The sequence below is a fragment of the Chloracidobacterium sp. D genome (genome assembly GCF_018304685.1).
Taxonomy (GTDB): Bacteria; Acidobacteriota; Blastocatellia; order Chloracidobacteriales; family Chloracidobacteriaceae; genus Chloracidobacterium; species Chloracidobacterium thermophilum.
Window position 1 is genome coordinate 1802085 of the sequence record NZ_CP072634.1, and the last position, 16247, is coordinate 1818331.

General features: G+C 59.6%; 11 protein-coding genes. 3 read left to right on the plus strand and 8 right to left on the minus strand.

Going from position 1 to position 16247, the window contains the following annotated elements; all coding sequences use genetic code 11:
• Positions 1-17: 17 nt before the first annotated feature.
• The 6 genes from J8C01_RS07540 to pilM form a co-directional block, all read right to left on the minus strand.
• Positions 18-1463 carry an aldo/keto reductase gene (locus J8C01_RS07540; protein ID WP_211431508.1) on the minus strand — a complete coding sequence of 482 codons (1446 nt, stop codon included), beginning with the start codon at positions 1461-1463 and terminating at the stop codon, positions 18-20.
• A gap of 92 nt (positions 1464-1555) precedes the next feature.
• Positions 1556-1927, minus strand: a complete 372-nt coding sequence (locus J8C01_RS07545; RefSeq protein WP_211431509.1) for a roadblock/LC7 domain-containing protein — start codon at positions 1925-1927, stop codon at positions 1556-1558.
• Positions 1928-1969: 42 nt separating this feature from the next.
• The gene (gene pilQ, locus J8C01_RS07550; RefSeq protein ID WP_211431510.1) at positions 1970-3988 is read right to left on the minus strand and encodes a type IV pilus secretin family protein; all 2019 of its coding nucleotides are present in this window, start codon (positions 3986-3988) and stop codon (positions 1970-1972) included.
• 1609 nt (positions 3989-5597) lie between these two features.
• On the minus strand, positions 5598-6167 hold the full coding sequence (locus J8C01_RS07555; protein WP_211431511.1) for a type IV pilus inner membrane component PilO: 570 nt from the start codon (positions 6165-6167) through the stop codon (positions 5598-5600).
• 15 nt (positions 6168-6182) lie between these two features.
• Positions 6183-6848 (minus strand): PilN domain-containing protein, encoded by a 666-nt coding sequence (locus tag J8C01_RS07560; RefSeq protein ID WP_041569148.1) that lies wholly within the window; start codon positions 6846-6848, stop codon positions 6183-6185.
• Positions 6849-6977: 129 nt separating this feature from the next.
• Positions 6978-8057 (minus strand): type IV pilus assembly protein PilM, encoded by a 1080-nt coding sequence (gene pilM, locus J8C01_RS07565; RefSeq protein WP_211431512.1) that lies wholly within the window; start codon positions 8055-8057, stop codon positions 6978-6980.
• Between the two features lie 482 nt (positions 8058-8539).
• On the opposite strand from pilM, the gene J8C01_RS07570 reads away from it, so the two are divergent.
• The 3 genes from J8C01_RS07570 to J8C01_RS07580 are packed head-to-tail and all read left to right on the plus strand — an operon-like array spanning position 8540 to position 12885.
• Entirely contained in the window at positions 8540-10366 is a 1827-nt protein-coding gene (locus tag J8C01_RS07570; RefSeq protein WP_211431513.1) for a hypothetical protein, read from the plus strand.
• A 56-nt stretch (positions 10367-10422) separates the two neighbouring features.
• Positions 10423-11835, plus strand: coding sequence for a 30S ribosomal protein S12 methylthiotransferase RimO (rimO, locus tag J8C01_RS07575; protein WP_211431514.1), 1413 nt, complete (start codon positions 10423-10425; stop codon positions 11833-11835).
• Positions 11836-11841: 6 nt separating this feature from the next.
• Positions 11842-12885 (plus strand): asparaginase, encoded by a 1044-nt coding sequence (locus J8C01_RS07580; RefSeq protein ID WP_211431515.1) that lies wholly within the window; start codon positions 11842-11844, stop codon positions 12883-12885.
• A 4-nt stretch (positions 12886-12889) separates the two neighbouring features.
• Here J8C01_RS07580 and lptC read toward each other — a convergent pair whose 3' ends face one another.
• Positions 12890-15118: an LPS export ABC transporter periplasmic protein LptC gene (lptC, locus tag J8C01_RS07585; RefSeq protein WP_211431516.1), complete on the minus strand. Its 2229-nt coding sequence runs from the start codon at positions 15116-15118 to the stop codon at positions 12890-12892.
• Positions 15119-15133: 15 nt separating this feature from the next.
• The gene (gene nagZ, locus J8C01_RS07590; RefSeq protein WP_211431517.1) at positions 15134-16240 is read right to left on the minus strand and encodes a beta-N-acetylhexosaminidase; all 1107 of its coding nucleotides are present in this window, start codon (positions 16238-16240) and stop codon (positions 15134-15136) included.
• Positions 16241-16247 lie beyond the last annotated feature (7 nt).

Consider the following 16247-nt stretch of genomic DNA (forward strand, 5'->3'; position numbering starts at 1 on the left):
CTTCCCGCGATCAAGTGTCACGGCGCAGCCGCCTGAAGCTGGATTGTCGCCGATTGCCGCAGGATCGACACGCCATCCACCGGGGGCAGATCGAGAACACCCAGCGCATCGGTGACATAGGCTTCCTGACGCATCCCCACAAGGACACAACTCAGGTTGGGCAGGCTGCGCAGGGTATTGATGGCCATCTGGCTGAGTGTTTGGCCGTCATCCGTATAGCCAGACGCGCGGAGCTGCCGCCGTATCTCATCCGACTGCGGCTGGGCCTGGGCGGCAGCAAAATGTGCGACGGAAGCCAGCGCGTCATTGGCCAGCCCGATGAAACGCTCGCGCCAGCTTTGGAAAGCAGCTTTGTGACGGGAAGGTAGCTCAAGCTGTCCCAGCCACTGCTGCACCGGAGCGATGACCAGCCGGTAGGCATTCTGCTCCCAGACGAGTGGTGAATCGAGGCGGGGCGCAAGCTGAAGCAGCCAGTCAGCCAACCCTTTCCCGAACATCAGAGGGAGTCCGAAATCAGCCGCCAGAAGCGCCTCGTGCTCCCGAAGCGGCGACAACTGCCGGGAAAGGTCATCCAGCGACACCTGACTGCCGGGCGGGATAAAGTCCGCCAGCCGTACCAGACGTTGCCGGGCAAAGGCATTGAGCGGGCGATTGGCGAGCGTGCCCAGCCCGTGGGTAGCACAAAATTCCAGGGGCGTGAGGCCATCGTTGTTGATTTCCGTGACGGCTCCGGTTTCGAGAAGATTGAGGGGAAACTGGACAACTCTGAAGTGATGGTTGGGTGTCACTGACTCTGCCTGGGCCAGACAGCGCGCGAGGCTGACATGCGTCGGGTCATCAGCCGGCAAAGGAAAGTGATTTGACGAAATGCCGTAGAAGCGGATGACACCTGCTGCAACCTGGTTTTCGAGAAAAGCGAAGGCTTCCCGAATCCGGCGGTAGAACGCTTCGTGATCAGCCGCCGTAATGCCACGCTTGGCGCAGGCCATCAGGAAGTATTCGGGATTGTGCAGCAGCAGGACGTCGAGCGTGACAACGCCCATGCGTTCACGGCTGCGCTCGATTTGGGTGGCCAGAAATTCCGGGTGGATGCAGTGCCACAGTCCCGGGCCATACCTGACGACTTCGGGAAAGTTGCGGCTCTGGGCCAAACGCATGTTGTCTCCCTGGATGTAACCGGCCTTGGTCACGAGAATCACCGCCGAACGGTCGGTCTCACGCAGGACACGTCCAATTGTGCGTTCGGCTCCGCCGTCCGTGTAGTTGGCACTGGTGTCAATCAGATTCCCCCCGCGCTCCAGATAGGCCCGGAGTGCGGCTTCATGGGAGGGTTCGTCTTCCTCCACGCGATAGGAGCCAAAACCCAGCGGATGGCACCACAGTCCTGTCGTTCCGAGTGGCTTGAAGCCAGGTGGCGGTGTCAAACCTGCCGGCTGGGCGTAACCTTCAATTCGGTGGGACATACCAACGCAAGCCTCTGGGCAACAAAAAAGCCTTTGCCAAGGCAAAGGCAACAGGTGACACGAAAAAACTCCCGCCCTACCTGCCAGACGTTTTAGACGAACTCCTTTTCGAGGAGCAAGTGGGCTTTACGCAGCTCAAAACGCGCGCGTCCGAGATTTCCACCAGGGTTGAGAACAATGATGAGAAAGTATTCGCGCCCAATGAGGCGCACGACGAGCAGAAAATTGTCCGACATCAGGGTGAGTTCATTGAGTGCCCCAACCCCGGTGTCGGACGACATGCGCATCGTGTTGCGGAGGAGCGTGGCATGCGAGGTGGCAATCAACGCGACCCGCTCCCCCAAATCCATTTTGGATGGGACTTGCACATGTTCGATGGCCAGTCCGTCAAGTCCCATGATGGCTATGCCGATACTCCCCTCGACCCGCGCCAGAATGCCCTGGAGCAGTTCCGAAAAGGTCACGGTTGCCCTCCGCTGGTTGCCGGCTGGGGTGAAGCGGGTGGCTCACCGCCTGAGAGGATGTTCTCGCCACGTCCAAATCCGGGGTGTGATGAAGAACAGCAACTCACCAGTCGTACGCGACACCGCACGCCGCTTGAAGAGTTCACCCAGCAGCGGCAGGCTCGAAATGCCTGGTGTCCGAAACACGTCCGTAGTTTCAACATCATTGAGCACCCCGCCAATGATGGTCGTGCCACCATCGGGCACGAGGACCTGGGTGGTGGCAGCACGACGGCTGATGCTCGCAAGACCGTTGATGGCCTGTCCTGGAGCATCATTCGTCACACTCACCCGTAACAGGACGTTGCCTTCGGTTGTAATCTGCGGGGTAATCTTCATACCAACATTGGCATCAATAAAGGTCACCTGCTGCGCCACACCAATACCAGCCGTGGCAATAAAGGGAATCTGGGTTCCAGAAATAATAGTCGCGTCTGCGTTATTGAGCACCGTGACACGCGGGGCCGCTATGGATTTGGCAATTCCCTTTTGCTCGTTGGCTGTCAGGGTTGCGGCCAGCAGAGAAGTACCAATAGGTCCGGTAGTCAGTGCCAGAACCGAAGACCCACCACCGGAAATACCCGATGCCGCCACTGGCCCAATAAGTAACCCTGGTGCCAGCGAGGGGTCTGTTGTACTGCCACCGCTTGCACCGGTGTTGAGAAATGTGTTGGCTGAGGTCGAGAAGGCGGCTGCTCGCCCTTGGCGGGTTGTCGCAGCAGCAAAGAGCTGAACGCCAAGCTCACGTGCAAAGTTACGCGAAGCAAAGACGATCCGGGCTTCGATTTCAACCTGCGGCTCTGGCACGTCGAGACGCGCAATCACATCGCGTACCTGTTCAAGGTAGGAAGGAATGTCGGTGATGATGACCGTGTTCGTCCGGGGATTGATGGAAATCCGCCCGGCCGGCGAAAGCGCCTGCTGAACAATAGCGACGAAACCGATTCCCCCGATCATCCCGCCTATGGGTTGCCCACTTGGGCTTTGAACTCCAACGCCGCCTGCCGCTCCTCCCTGTTGCATGGCTGCATTTTGGTCAACACGCTCGTACTTCAGCTTGAAGTATTCTGTTACCGTTGGTGCGCTGTAAATTTCTTGGAGACGCTGGTTACGCCGGTTCTGCTCTTCTTGCGTGATGGCCGCTACCGTAGCCACCCGAACGATCAGTCCTTCGCGCCGGTAGGTCAGTTGGTTGGCGCGGAAGATGGATTCGAGGACCTGCGTCCAGGGAACCTGGTTGACTTTGAGTGTGACCGGCACTTTACCAACGGATTTATCCAAGACGAAATTCACGTCGTAATTATCGGATATAAACCGGAGAATGTCCGAGAGATCGACATTTGTAATGTCCAGACTCACCGGTTCGCCCTGGTAGGAAGGGTCGCCAAACTGGGCCCCACGGCTGCCCTGTGGGGTACGCCCGGCAGAGGGTGCTGGCGCATTAGCAGGGGCGCTGGAAACCGCAGCCGAAGCAGTTTTGTCTTTGGCTGCTGGCGCCGCTGCCGGAGGTGCACTGCGGGACGGCGGGACGGTCAGCGCGGCTGGCTCTGGTTTCACACTGGCTTGGCGGGCCGGCGTCACAGGCAATTCAGCAGCGGCCGGCGTTTCGGTGGCTGGTGTGTCACTGGCAGCCGGAGTAGTGGATACCTCTGGTGTGCCACTTGGTACTGTAGCCGAGGCCGAAGCCGCCGTTGCAACTGGATTGGCGACCGTCCGGGGCATCGTTGCCGGACGGTCGCCAAACTGCACAACCAGTCCGGTTTCGGACTCAGAAACCGTGTAGGCCACGGTCTGCTTCAAGTCGAAAACCACGCGAGTGGTACGCCCATCCGGTTCTCCCACCCGCACCCGGGTCACCATCTTGTCCTGACCAGCCAGTACACGTTTTTCAACCGCAGCTACGGCATCAAAAAGGTCCACGACCAAGCGCGGTGGATTCTGAAGCAGGAAGTGGTTGTACTTGGCTTTGGCGGTCAGTCCCAACTCAGCAATCGTCATCGGCCCGGCTTCCGACAAGGTCACCGACTGGAGGAGCGTTGATTTGGCGCTGGCAGCCTTGGCTGTCCGGGCTGCGCCAGTCCTGCTGAAAACGACTGGCTGTACCGGGGATGCTGGCACAGCACCAGATGCCGAAGGTTCACCAGCCCTTGCTAAGCTCAGCGGCTCAAACTCAATGACCAAGGTTTTGGCATCGTTTCGTAGATAGGAACGCACGTGGCAGTCTTCGCGCAAAGTAATGTCCAAGCGGGCAGTAGCCTGTCCGACAAGGCCCGACCTGACAACCACGGACGCAACCAGCCCTTGCTCCGCGCGATATTCAGGCTGCAACGCCGATACGTCGGCACCGTGTAGCTCAATGGAAACCAAGTGTGGTTCTGGCTTCGATACGTTGTAATCCAGACGGGCCGTGCTCTGTAGCTGCACGCACGTCACACGCGATGCATCAGAACGCACATCAAGCGTGGAGACGACAACGGTCTCCACTGCCGCTTCCGAGGCCCGGAGGGGCACAGCGCCACACCACCCAAATCCACAGAGCAGAAATAGTGCTGCACCAGCGCAGGAGCGTTTTGGCAGGGATTTCATAACTCTCCTCCAATCAAAAGGTCCATCTTTTGGAATCTCAACCTGAACAAATACCTGCAGGCTCCGACTTGCAGAAACCGCAGTACATACCACGCTTTGGTCTCTGGCACTCCTCGAACCTGCCTGACCATTGACTGATCCAACCAACAAATCCAGCGAACAAGGCGTCGTCCTAACGCATCGTCTTCTTTCTGGAGGCCGGGATTACGGCGTTCCCGTTGTGGATCTGGGAGCGTAATCAAGAAAACGCTGCTTGGTGACAAGCTGCCCATTGCTCCGCACAATGATCTCTGAGCAAGTGACCCGCCCTAAGACTTGCGTATCACCGACGCCAAATGACCGTGGCGCACGCTGGATGTTGATGACTGAGCCATTCCAGAACTTTGATCCTTCACGCACGAACAGGGTCGTGTTTAGCCTCTTATCCTTGAGCAGGGCCCCAAGCCCGCGCTCTGTCGAGTAAATTCCGATAACCTGCAATTCTTCCACCAGGTACTTTTCCGATTCGGCCGGTGGGGGCTGTCCCTGTTCCAAACGGCGGTCACGAATTTCACGCCATTTGGCTTCCCGTGTGGGAAAGTCAGGATAGGGAAGGTCTGTTACTGGCGGGCGGTATGGATCCCGAATCTTGCTACTGTCTTTGAATGGATCACGTCCGGTCCCGGTGTAACTTGGGGATATAGTACTTGCCGGCGGGCCAGAGGATTTCCCATCCTGACTCCCTGCGCCTGTGGATGACACAGCAGATGACACTGACACACCACCGGCTGCCTTTTGAGCAGCAGACGAAGGTGACTGACCAAGCGTCAGTCCTACAAAACCTGGCAGCACCAAGCAAACCAGGCTACTGATGGCTGCTCTGCGGCACGTGCAACAAACAGTGTGAATACCCATAGGGCTTTCCTCAGAGGGTTTTCCTCAAGAAATATTCGACTGAACTAGCCCCAAAACCCACAAAAACCTATCTGGTTCAGCCAGTCTTAGCGCATCCGCAGCGCGCATCCGCAGCAAACCGGAATAGCAGCTCTCATTACCTTGACTCATCTTACCTTGACTCATCATCAAGACTCAGGATGTCCTTCTCAGAAGCGAAGAACATCGTGACTTGATAACTCACTTCAATGGTCAGTCTGGGGGTCTGGGGGCTGGCCTGACGGATTTCGACATCCGAAACCCGGACGATGCGTGGGAGGGCAGCAATATCGGCAAAGAGTTGACCAATCTGATCGTAGGTCGTACCAGCTTTGACACTGACAGGCTTTTCGTAATAAAAGCTCTGCTTCCGAACGGGACCAGGACGAAATTCGCGGACGATGGCAGAACGTCCCTGCGCAATTCGCTGTAACTGGGCCAAGGTTTCAGACAGGCGCACCTCTTCAGGGATGTTCGCGCGATATGCCTGCAAGTCACGCATGTATTCTTCAGTTTTTTTCTTGTATTCGCTGAGCTGCACACGGACGTTTTCCAGCTCGCGCACTTCACTATCAAGCTTTTGTGCTTCCTTCTCATCGCGCTCAGCCTGGGTTCGCAGGTCGCTACATACCGAGATGTCAAAAGCAAAGACTGCCACAATAACCACTACGAAGGTACCAACAACTTGTAATAAAAAAGTCATGACATGAACTCCCTGCTACTTTACAGTCTGCGCCGCTTGGGCAGATTGGGCTGAACCTGATGGAGCTGCTGGTTGGGGTGGATTGTAGTCACAGACAATGGTGAATTTCAGCGATTGCTGCTCAGTGACATCTGGAAGGACCTGCCCTGTCTCCTGGAAGGTTGGGTTGACATTAGTAAAGAGGCCGTTTGAGCGAAGTTCAAGCTGTTGCGCGAACTCAATAACAACGTCCCGGTTTTTCTTTTCGCGATCTCTTTCAGACCGATCCACCACTCCTTCAATGGTGATTTTGCTGCCCCGCATTTCGATCCGCTCCAATCGAACACCTTCGGGAATACGTGCATTGATTTGGGACATCATCCCAACCGGGCCTCGTCGCTCAGCATCGAGTTTTCTGATGATCTCCAAACGTGCTTCCAGTAATTTCTTCTTTTTCTCGTATTCATCCCGCTCTTTCTTGACCTGCTCCAGTTCGGCTTTTTGTTTTTTGGCCTGATCCAGATGTGCTTTGGCCTCGCGAGCTTTGGCATTGCAGAGATACCAGTCAAGACCAGCAATGACAATCACCAAGAGGAGCCCAACAAGCACCAGAGGAATTATCGCAAGACTTCGGGTTGTAGCCGGAGCAATGGTAGGTGTCGGCTCACTGACTGCACTTGTGGCAAGATTGATTTTCGGCATGTTCAATGTCCGTCAGTCAGCAGTAAACGACCAACTGACTCCCTTTCTATATGCAATTGCGTCACAAGGTACGAATCCAACCAGAGAAGGCAAATGCTCCCACACTTTCTATGGAAGCCGGCCATACCTTTACTGTCCAGGCTGGCGCGCAGCCAACCCAACAGCCACAGCCATCGTGGGTGACATTTCACGAATATACTCTTCATCAAATTTCCCCGAATCCACCTTGATCCGGGAAGGATTGAATGCATTGAACCGCTCAACCGGAATTCCAAATCGTTCCGAAAAGGCAGAAGTCAAGCCAGATATTTTTGAACTCCCTCCAGCAACCAGCACGCGGTCTATGGGGGCCACATCCGACGAACTCGTGGCACGCCAGAAATCTATTGTTTTCTGAACTTCCATGGCGAGGATGTCCGTCACCGAATCAATCAGTGACTGCGCATCGCTCGGCTGCAAACCATTGTCTGTTGGAACCCCCCGTTTCAGGGCTTCGGCCTGCTCAAAGGTTAGTCCCAGCTCTTTTTGCAGCAGGTCGGTATATTGGTTACCACCAGCTGAAATATCACGGGTGAAGACTGAGTTCGATCCGCGGACGATATTGATGCTCGTCACAGTTGCACCTATGTCGAGCAATGCCACAGTCGCTGTCGGCATTGGTTGGTAGTTGACTTCGTAGGCGTTTTGCAGGGCAAAAGCATCCACGTCAATAACGACTGGATTTCTCCCCGCCTGGGAAATGACGGTTGTGTACTGGGCAATCTTGTCACGCTTACAGGCCACCAGAAGAACCTGCATGACACCGCTCGCCGGATCGCGGCCGACGACAGAGTAATCCAAGTTGACATCCGTAATGTCAAATGGGATGTGCTGGTCGGCTTCCCACTGAATCCGTTCAGCCAGCTCATCATCGGTCATGTAAGCAACTTCAATCTTCTTGATAATAACTGAGTGCCCTGAAACTGATGTATGGACATCTTTGGTTTTGATTTTGTGCTCACCAAGAAGGCGGCCGATAGCATCGCTGACGTGATTCAGGTCAATGATATGGCCATCCACAATAGCGTCGGGAACAAGATTGGCATGACCAATGTTCAGAAGCTTATAAGTACCGTTTTTGACCGGTTGGAGTTCCACCACTTTGATGGCACTGGAGCCAATGTCAATACCAACCGTGGTCTTGGCACTACCGAAACCCAGCAGGCCCATAGCGAAGCTACTGCCTCCATTTCTCACAGGAGTGGGGTATGTACAGAGCAAGCCTGGGTAAAAACAGAAACCTGCATGTCAGCAACCAGAGGCCAGAACGCCTGCCAACGGATTGGGCACGAAGCCCAACCGAGGCTGAATGAATCTCCTCGCACTATCGCGCCATGCATTCCACGCACTCGTCATTCGTAAAGAAAACGTTAACCTGGCTCTAGTGAAAGAGCACGCCACGCAGTGCAAGCAATATGACCCTGGAGCCAATGAGAATACGCCCTGTGACGACAACTGCCCTGTTCTTTTGCGTACCGTATGGTTATCACCACGCTCCCGGCACGTCAACCTCTTTTTGAGAAAGGTGTACGTGAAGACAATACAAGGTGCTGCACTTTCAACCAATTGGTGACGGGCCCCGGCCGGCCTCCCCCGCGCCGTGCCCAGGCGGTTCATTGCACCCACGCCCGAAACGCACTAGAGTCGCGGGCGTGAGTGCAAGAACAGGACCCTACCTCACACGCCACAGTGGATGGCTTGCGCTTGGGCTGGCGCTGATGGGGATGCTGCTCTGGACGCTGTGGCTGCGGCCACGACCAGTGTCGCCCAATCTGGCCCGCTACAGCCCACGGGAGGCACTGGTCTTCATCGAAGCCGGTTCGCTGCCGGACGGACTGCGTCGCTTTGAAGACCTGTCGCTCTGGAAAGACCTCAAATCGGCTATTGGCGCTCCCGGACAGTTCGAGGATGTCCTACACGGGGGCCGGCTCATCGAGTGGTTCGACATTGGCCCGGCCGAAGCACGTCTGCTGGCCCGCGCCCGCTGGGGACTGATCGTGACGGGCATCACCGCCGAAGTCACGCCCCCCCCTGTGGCGGCCCCGTCAAACATGCCCGGCTCGAACCCGGGCAAGCCCGCGGCCCCGCCGTCTGCGGATGGCGCCACGCTGGATGTGACCCCCCAACTAACACTGTGCCTCGCCACCGGGCTGTCTGCAGCAGAACTCACCAGCCTCGCGCGGGAGCGGCTCCCCCTCGTGGCGCGCAAGCTGCTTGGCCCTGACCTGCAACCTTCCGAACACGCTGATGCTGGCGGTCAGGTACTGTGCTTTCGCTCGCCAGCACGTCCTGAAGCGGCACTCTGGGTGGCTACGCGCGGCGACCTGCTCTTTCTGGCCAATCACGAAGCCGCCCTGCGGGCCTGTCTCGATGTCGCCGACGGCCGCCGCCCGCCCCTTGCCGGAGTTCCCGCCTTTGAAGACGCCCGTCAAACGGTGCAAGGTCAATCGTCCTGGCTTTTTGCGTTCATCAATCCGTCAGGGCTGGAAGCCGCGCTTCGGCTCAGGCAGGGACTCCCCGGCGCTGGTGGCACTATCTCGGCCAACGGTCAGGAACAATCGCTGCTGACGGCCCTGCTGACCGGACTTTCCAACGGACTGGGGTACAGCCTCGACGTTCAGGCGGGACAGGTCGTGGAGCGTTACCATCTGGCACTGCACCCGAATATCGTCGCCGCCCTTCGGCCACACCTGCGTCCGGCGCTGGCCACGCCCCACGTGGAGCGATTCCTGCCGCCGACCGGTGGACTGACAGCTATCGGACTGGCACAACCACTCACGGCACTTGATCAGGTACAGCTCGCTCTTGCGGCCCGCAGCCCGGCTCCGGTGGCGTTTCTGAGCCGGGAGCTGGTGGTTGGACTGCGCGAACGCTATGGGATTCGCCCCCGGGAAGCCCTCGATGACTTCCTTGGCGAGCAGTGGCTGGTGATTGACCCCGGCCGCAGAACTCCAACCGCTCTGATTTTGGGCGTGCCAGTCCGCGACCGCACCCGTCTCCTGCCGACGCTGGACCGTTACCTGCGCGCGGATGGTGCCAACATCACCAACCTGAGTCTGGGTACAACCGGTATCCTGCTGGCTGCGTCAACGCACCGGGACGGACGGGCGGCATGCTTTCTGGATGACTGGTTGTTTCTCGGCGAGCGCAGCGTTCTTGAACAGACGCTCCCCCAGGCCATGGCCGGTGCGCCACCGCAACCCGCCCGTTCCACATGGTACGGGACACCTGACGCCTTCCTGCGCCGCGTCAACCAGCCCCGGGAAGACCTCGAACGCGCCACGCTGGCGCTCATCGCCCTGACCCGCGCTGGCGAGGCCACACCTTCCAGGTTGGGTGAACGGGCCATCCGGCGCGCCATCGAACGCCAGCCGCCAGCCACCGGCTACCTTCAGCTTCGGGAGGATGGCTGCTTTGGTGAAATGCGCTCGCCGCTCGGAAATCTTGCGTATTTGACTTCGCTGTTCGACAGCCAGTGACGTAAGCTACAGGCTTTGACATCCATCCCGGTCAACGGAAAGGCGCACCTGACATCATGACAGCTCCCAAACCAAGCCTTGGTATGGTCAGCCTGGGCTGTCCCAAAAATCTGGTTGATAGCGAAGTCATGCTCGGCCTGGCCGCACAAAGCGGCTATGCCATCACTGACGATGCCGGTAGCGCCGATGTCATCGTCGTCAACACCTGCGGCTTCATTGAAGCGGCCAAGCAGGAATCCATAGACACCATCCTGGAGATGGCGGCGCTCAAGGCCGAACGGCCAGGACGGCGACTCATCGTGGCCGGATGTCTGGTCGAGCGTTACCGCCAGCAATTGCCGGCGGAACTCCCGGAAGTGGATGCCTTCATCGGCACGAATGAACTGGAGCAACTGCCACATCTGCTCCGTACGCCTGCGGCCACCGTCACGCCCCGGCCGGTCGTGCTTCGTCCACGAGGCGGCGTCCCCCAGCGCGAGCGTACGCGGCCGGACGCCGATTATCTCTACAGCGAGACCACCCCGCGCCAACGGACCACCCCCCGGCACTATGCCTACGTCAAGATTGCCGAGGGCTGTGACCATCCCTGCGCGTTTTGCTCCATTCCGCAGATGCGCGGCCATTTGCGCAGCCGGCGCATCGGCTCGATTCTCGCCGAAGTCGAACGCCTGGCAGAGGAAGGCGTCCGGGAAATCATCCTCATCGGACAGGATACGACAAGCTACGGGGAAGACCTGGGGCTGAAACAGGGACTGGCCGACCTGCTGCGCGCCCTGGCGCAAGTACAGGGCATCACCTGGATACGGTTTCTCTACGCCTATCCCACCCGCATCAGCGACGCGCTGCTCGATGTATTGGCCAGCGAACCAAAGCTCTGCCCCTACATTGACATGCCGCTCCAGCATGCGGCGACCCGGATGCTGCACGCCATGCGCCGGCCCGGTTCACGGTCGTTTATGGAAAAACTCATTGCGCGCATCCGTGAGCGGGTGCCGGGGGTTGCCCTGCGGACGACCTTCATCGTTGGCTACCCCGGCGAAACTCAGGCGGATTTCGAGGTGCTGCTTGACTTCTGCGCGGCCCAGGCTTTCGACTGGGTCGGCGTCTTTACCTACTCCGACGAGGAAGGCACACCGGCTTTTGACCTGCCGGACAAAGTGCCCTCCCGCACGGCCGAAGCCCGCCGGGCAAAGCTGATGCGGTTGCAGGCGCGGCTTTCCAAACAGCGGCTCAAGCAGTTCAAACGCCGTGTCGTCGAAGTGTTGTTTGAAGGGCCTTCTGACGACAGCGACCTGATCTGGCAGGGCCGGATGGCCACCCAGGCGCCGGGCATTGACGGGCGGGTGCTCATTACCGACGCGCCGGAAGGCTTCGCGCCGCCACAACCGGGCGACCTCGTCCACGTGGAGATTACAGCCACCCATACCTACGACCTCGTGGGGCGCATCGTCCCCAACCACCGGGCTTGAAACTTCATGCCAGCACATCCTTCACCGCCAAACCAGGACGCACCGGTTCTTGTCGAAGTCTGGCGCGGCTCAGCCGTGGAGTCGCGTCACCGGGGTGCCATTGTGGCCGCGACTGCCACCGGACAGATGGTGGACGCCGTAGGCGATCCGAACTGGCTCTGTTTCCTGCGCTCGGCAGCCAAGCCTTTTCAGGCCATGGCCGTACTCCGCACCGGCGCCGCCGAACGCTTTGCTCTCACCACGCGCGAACTGGCCATCATGGCCGCTTCACACAATGGCGAGCCGGAACATACGGCCGTCGTTGCCGGATTGCTCAGCCGACTGGGACTTACGGCAGACGTGCTCCGGTGCGGCACGCATCCGCCGTTCAATCGCGCCGCGGCCCGCCGCCTTGCCGGAGCCACCATCACAGCATTGCACAACAACTGTTCCGGCAAACACGCCGGCATGCTGGCTGGCTGTCTCGCAGCCGGTTTTGCGACCGCGGATTACGATGCTCCGACACACCCGCTTCAGACTGAAATTGCCAACACCATCGCCACGATGTGTAACGTGGCAGTGGAAGCCATGCCCCGCGGCCTGGATGGCTGCACGGTGCCGACCTGGGCCGTGCCACTCCAGAACCTGGCCGTTGGTTATGCCCGGCTCTTTGCCCATTCCCCTTACCCGGAGGAAAGCCGGCGGGTGGCGACGGCCATGCTGGCGCATCCCGAACTCATCGGCGGAACCGAGCGCATTGACACGGACCTGATGCGCGCCGTACCGGGGCACCTGCTCTCGAAGGTCGGCGCGGAAGGTGTCCACGCTGTTGCCGTCCCGGCAAGCAATCGCTTTCCCGATGCACTTGGGCTGGCGGTCAAGATTGAGGATGGTGACAGCTTCCGCGCCCGCAACACGGTCGTGCTGGAGGCACTCCGGCAACTGGGACTGCTCGGCGCTGAACCGTACGCGGCGCTCATGGAAAAGTACAGCCAGCCCATTCTGACCCACCGCCAGCAACCGGCCGGTGAACTGCGCGCCGTGTTTCAGCTCACCCAAGCCGCCCCGTAGAAACCTATGGCTTGGGCTGGTAGGTCGTGCGGATGCGCTGACCTTTCGCGCCGCCTGAAGCCCGGACGATACCTTCCGATTTAATGAAGGAAATCTCCGGCGCTATGGATACCCCGCGTTCGACATCCTCGACCCGGGCGAGATTGCCAACCACCACGTAGCGGTCGTCGGCCGCTGTGTAGCGGGCGAGATCGCCCGTCACCCGGCGGCTAGGCTGGACAATGACCACCTGGTTGGTGGCCGTCAGGCGCTCCAGCCGGTTCTCACGCGCAGCCAGCTCGATTTCGACTTCCTCGGCTGTCAGCGTCGTGTCGCTTTGTGTCAACCTGACCTCTCTGGTGTAGCGCGCCCGCCGCTCCACATCGCTGTAGGTAAAGGTCTGCGCCGTACCAAACACTGGGGCACCTTCGGGAGTGGATGCAGCTTTTGGTAAGGCAGGACGGGCCAGGCGGTAAAAGGCCGTGGAGACGTGCCCGGTTGCCGTCAGGCGGCGGTCAGCCTTGAACAGTTCCAACCGGTCGCCACGTACGAAGCTGTCTCCCTGCCAACAGCGCGCTTCGCCGGTGAAGACGGCCCGCTGTGGTTCGACCTGCGCTTCCTGCGCCGTGATGAAAACAGGTGCCATTGGCTGCCCAAACATCCCGGCGTTGCCGGTCTGGCGGGCTTCGTAGTACGTCGTACGCACGTCGCCGCGCGCCATATGGGAGCGTGCCGCCGTGGACAGGTCGAGTTCCCGGGCCTCTGCCCGCAAGGTCTCGTCCCATACGACCGGACGCTTTTCACGACCGCGCAACTCGACGACTTCCTGCGCCCGAAGAAATGTGGCCTGCTCGGCCCGCGCCTGGCGTGGACCTTCCTCGAAAGCCACCTGGCCGGTTTGCACAATACGGACCAGCTCGCCCTGCGCTGCATCAAACGTGGCTTCCGCCCGATCACTCGTCGTCCGGCGGGGAATCCGCAGTGAGTTGTCCAGCGCCGGCTCGGCCCGCATCTCGACGCCGCCGGTGGCCGTACAGGTCTGCACTTTGCCGTCGGGGTAAAAGTCTGCCGTGAGACGCGGTGCGCGGAGGATTTTGCTTTCGCTGCGCGGCGTCGGTGCCAGTGGCGCTACGGTCAGGACGGCAGCCCCATCCGCCTCGGCGCTCTGCATGACCTGTCCCCCCGGCGCAAAAGTCACGCGCAGCGTGTCGGATTGAAGGTTTTTCCGCTCCGGCGTCCGGCCAGCCGTGACACGGACTGGCTCGATGTGCAGGCGCGCGCTGCCGGTTGCCTGCGCCCGTGTGATCTCACTGGCGTTTGCGCCACGGGTAAAGGAAGCTTCCAGACGCTCGCCGGTCACTTCGCGGTGTTCAGTCTCGGTTTGCTGCCGGAGGACAGGTTGCCCCGTACCGACGGCCTGCGTCAGTCCCCCCAAGGGATCGAAGTCGAAGGTCAGCACCGAGGCCGTCAGAACAAAACCTTTTTCTGCACTCTGCAAGGTGGCTGCCGTCTGGGCTTCGACCCGGCGGAGGCGCTGGGCGTCATCGAGTTGAGCGATCAGGGTTTGCGCCGCAAGGGCATCCCCGCGTTGTGTCACCCGAGCCCCCTGGCCAAGCACGAGGCGTTTTTCGCGGGCCAGATATTCAGCCCGGCCGGCAGTGATGACGGTCGTAGGCTGGGTTGGCTTTTCAGGGGTAACGGTCGTGCGCACGTCCTTTTCCAACACCAGCCGGTCGGCCTTGCCATCGAACTGCGCCCCCCTGGCTTCTCCGCTCACACGCCCGCGGACGAACTGCACCGGGTCGGACGTGGTGGCCGCTTCAGCCTCGCGGTCATAGCGGATGGACTCGGTTTTAACGGTCAGTCCCTGGGTCGTCGTCAGCACGACGTTGCCCCTGAAATCCGAAGTCCGCGCCGTTGGATCATAGTCACAGGTTTCGGCCGTCAGCTTGCCCGTAGGCTGTCCTTGGGCGTCAAATGTCTGCAACTCAACGCCTTCGAGTTTGTGCCGCCCGTTCACAAAAGCTGTATCCCGCTTGGCCTGGAGGACAAGCCGGGTGATGTCGCCTTCCTTGTGAAGGTACTGAAAGTCATTGGAAACCACTTCGATGTCCGGGGCGAGGTCGCGGCGCGCCACATTTGGCGGCTTGGAGGGCGCACGCTGGGTCACGAAATAGGACACGAGATAGGCCGTCGTCACCAGCACGCCGGTCAGCGCCAGGAATCGAAGCCACCGTTGTGCACCCAACGCCATGGGCCGATTTTCTCTTCAGGACAGGGTTTCCTGCGGCGCGGCTGACTCCATCACTGCCCGGTGAAGGGCGGCCAACCGCTCTGTTACCCGGCGGAACGCCTCGGCGCTGTAGGGATAGGGAGCCATGACCATGGCTTTGACTTTGGCAATCCGGTCAATTGAGACCTCCAGCCGCGACCGGGGAATCCGCCCGGTCTCCACAGCACGCACGAGCGCCGTCTGGGCTTCCTGCATCAGGTCAGGACGGCTACAGACAAGCAGCATATCGTTACCGGCTTCAACGGCACGGACGGCAGCTTCTGGAAACTCAACGGTTTTCTGGATGGCGCCCATTTCCAGATCATCACAGATGGCAATGCCGGAAAACTCCATGCGCTTGCGGAGCAGGTCCGTCACGACGTTACGGGACAGCGAGGCCGGAATCCCACTGTGCCCGTCAAAGGCCGGATAACTGGCATGAGCGGTCATCACCGCCGGAACACGGGTGTAGAGCGTGCTGAACAGGTCGGCGTAAACCCGCAGGTCTTCTGCCAGAAGCTGCTTTTCCGAACGGTTGACGGTGGGCAGGGCATGGTGGGAATCCACGGCTGTGTCGCCCAGACCCGGAAAGTGTTTGCCACATCCCAGAATGCCGTGGTTCTGCAAACCTTCGAGATAGGTCCCGGCAAAGCGGATGACCGTCATGGCCTGCCCACCCCAGCAACGCTCTTCGAGTCCGTTGGGTTGGTCGTGTGGGAACTCGATGTCGAGTACCGGGGCAAAGTTGATGTTGAAGCCCAACAGCCGGAGCAAATCCGCTGTCACCACTCCCAGTTCAAAGGCCAATTTGGCGTCATCCGCAAGTGAAATCTGCTTTGCGGAGGGCATCGGCCCGGCCAGGTGGCGGAGACGGTCCACCCGTCCGCCTTCCTGGTCAATCGCAATAAGCGGCATCACCCGACTGAAGCGGCGGATGTCGGCCGTCAGTTCGGCCGTTTGCTGCGGGGACTCCAGATTTCGGGCAAAGAGAATGACACCACCCGGCTGGATGGACTTGATAAGCTGCTGTGCTTCAACATCCAGGGTTGGGCCAGGCAAGCCGATGAACAACAACTGCCCGACTTTTTGTTCCAGCGAAAACATGCGTCCT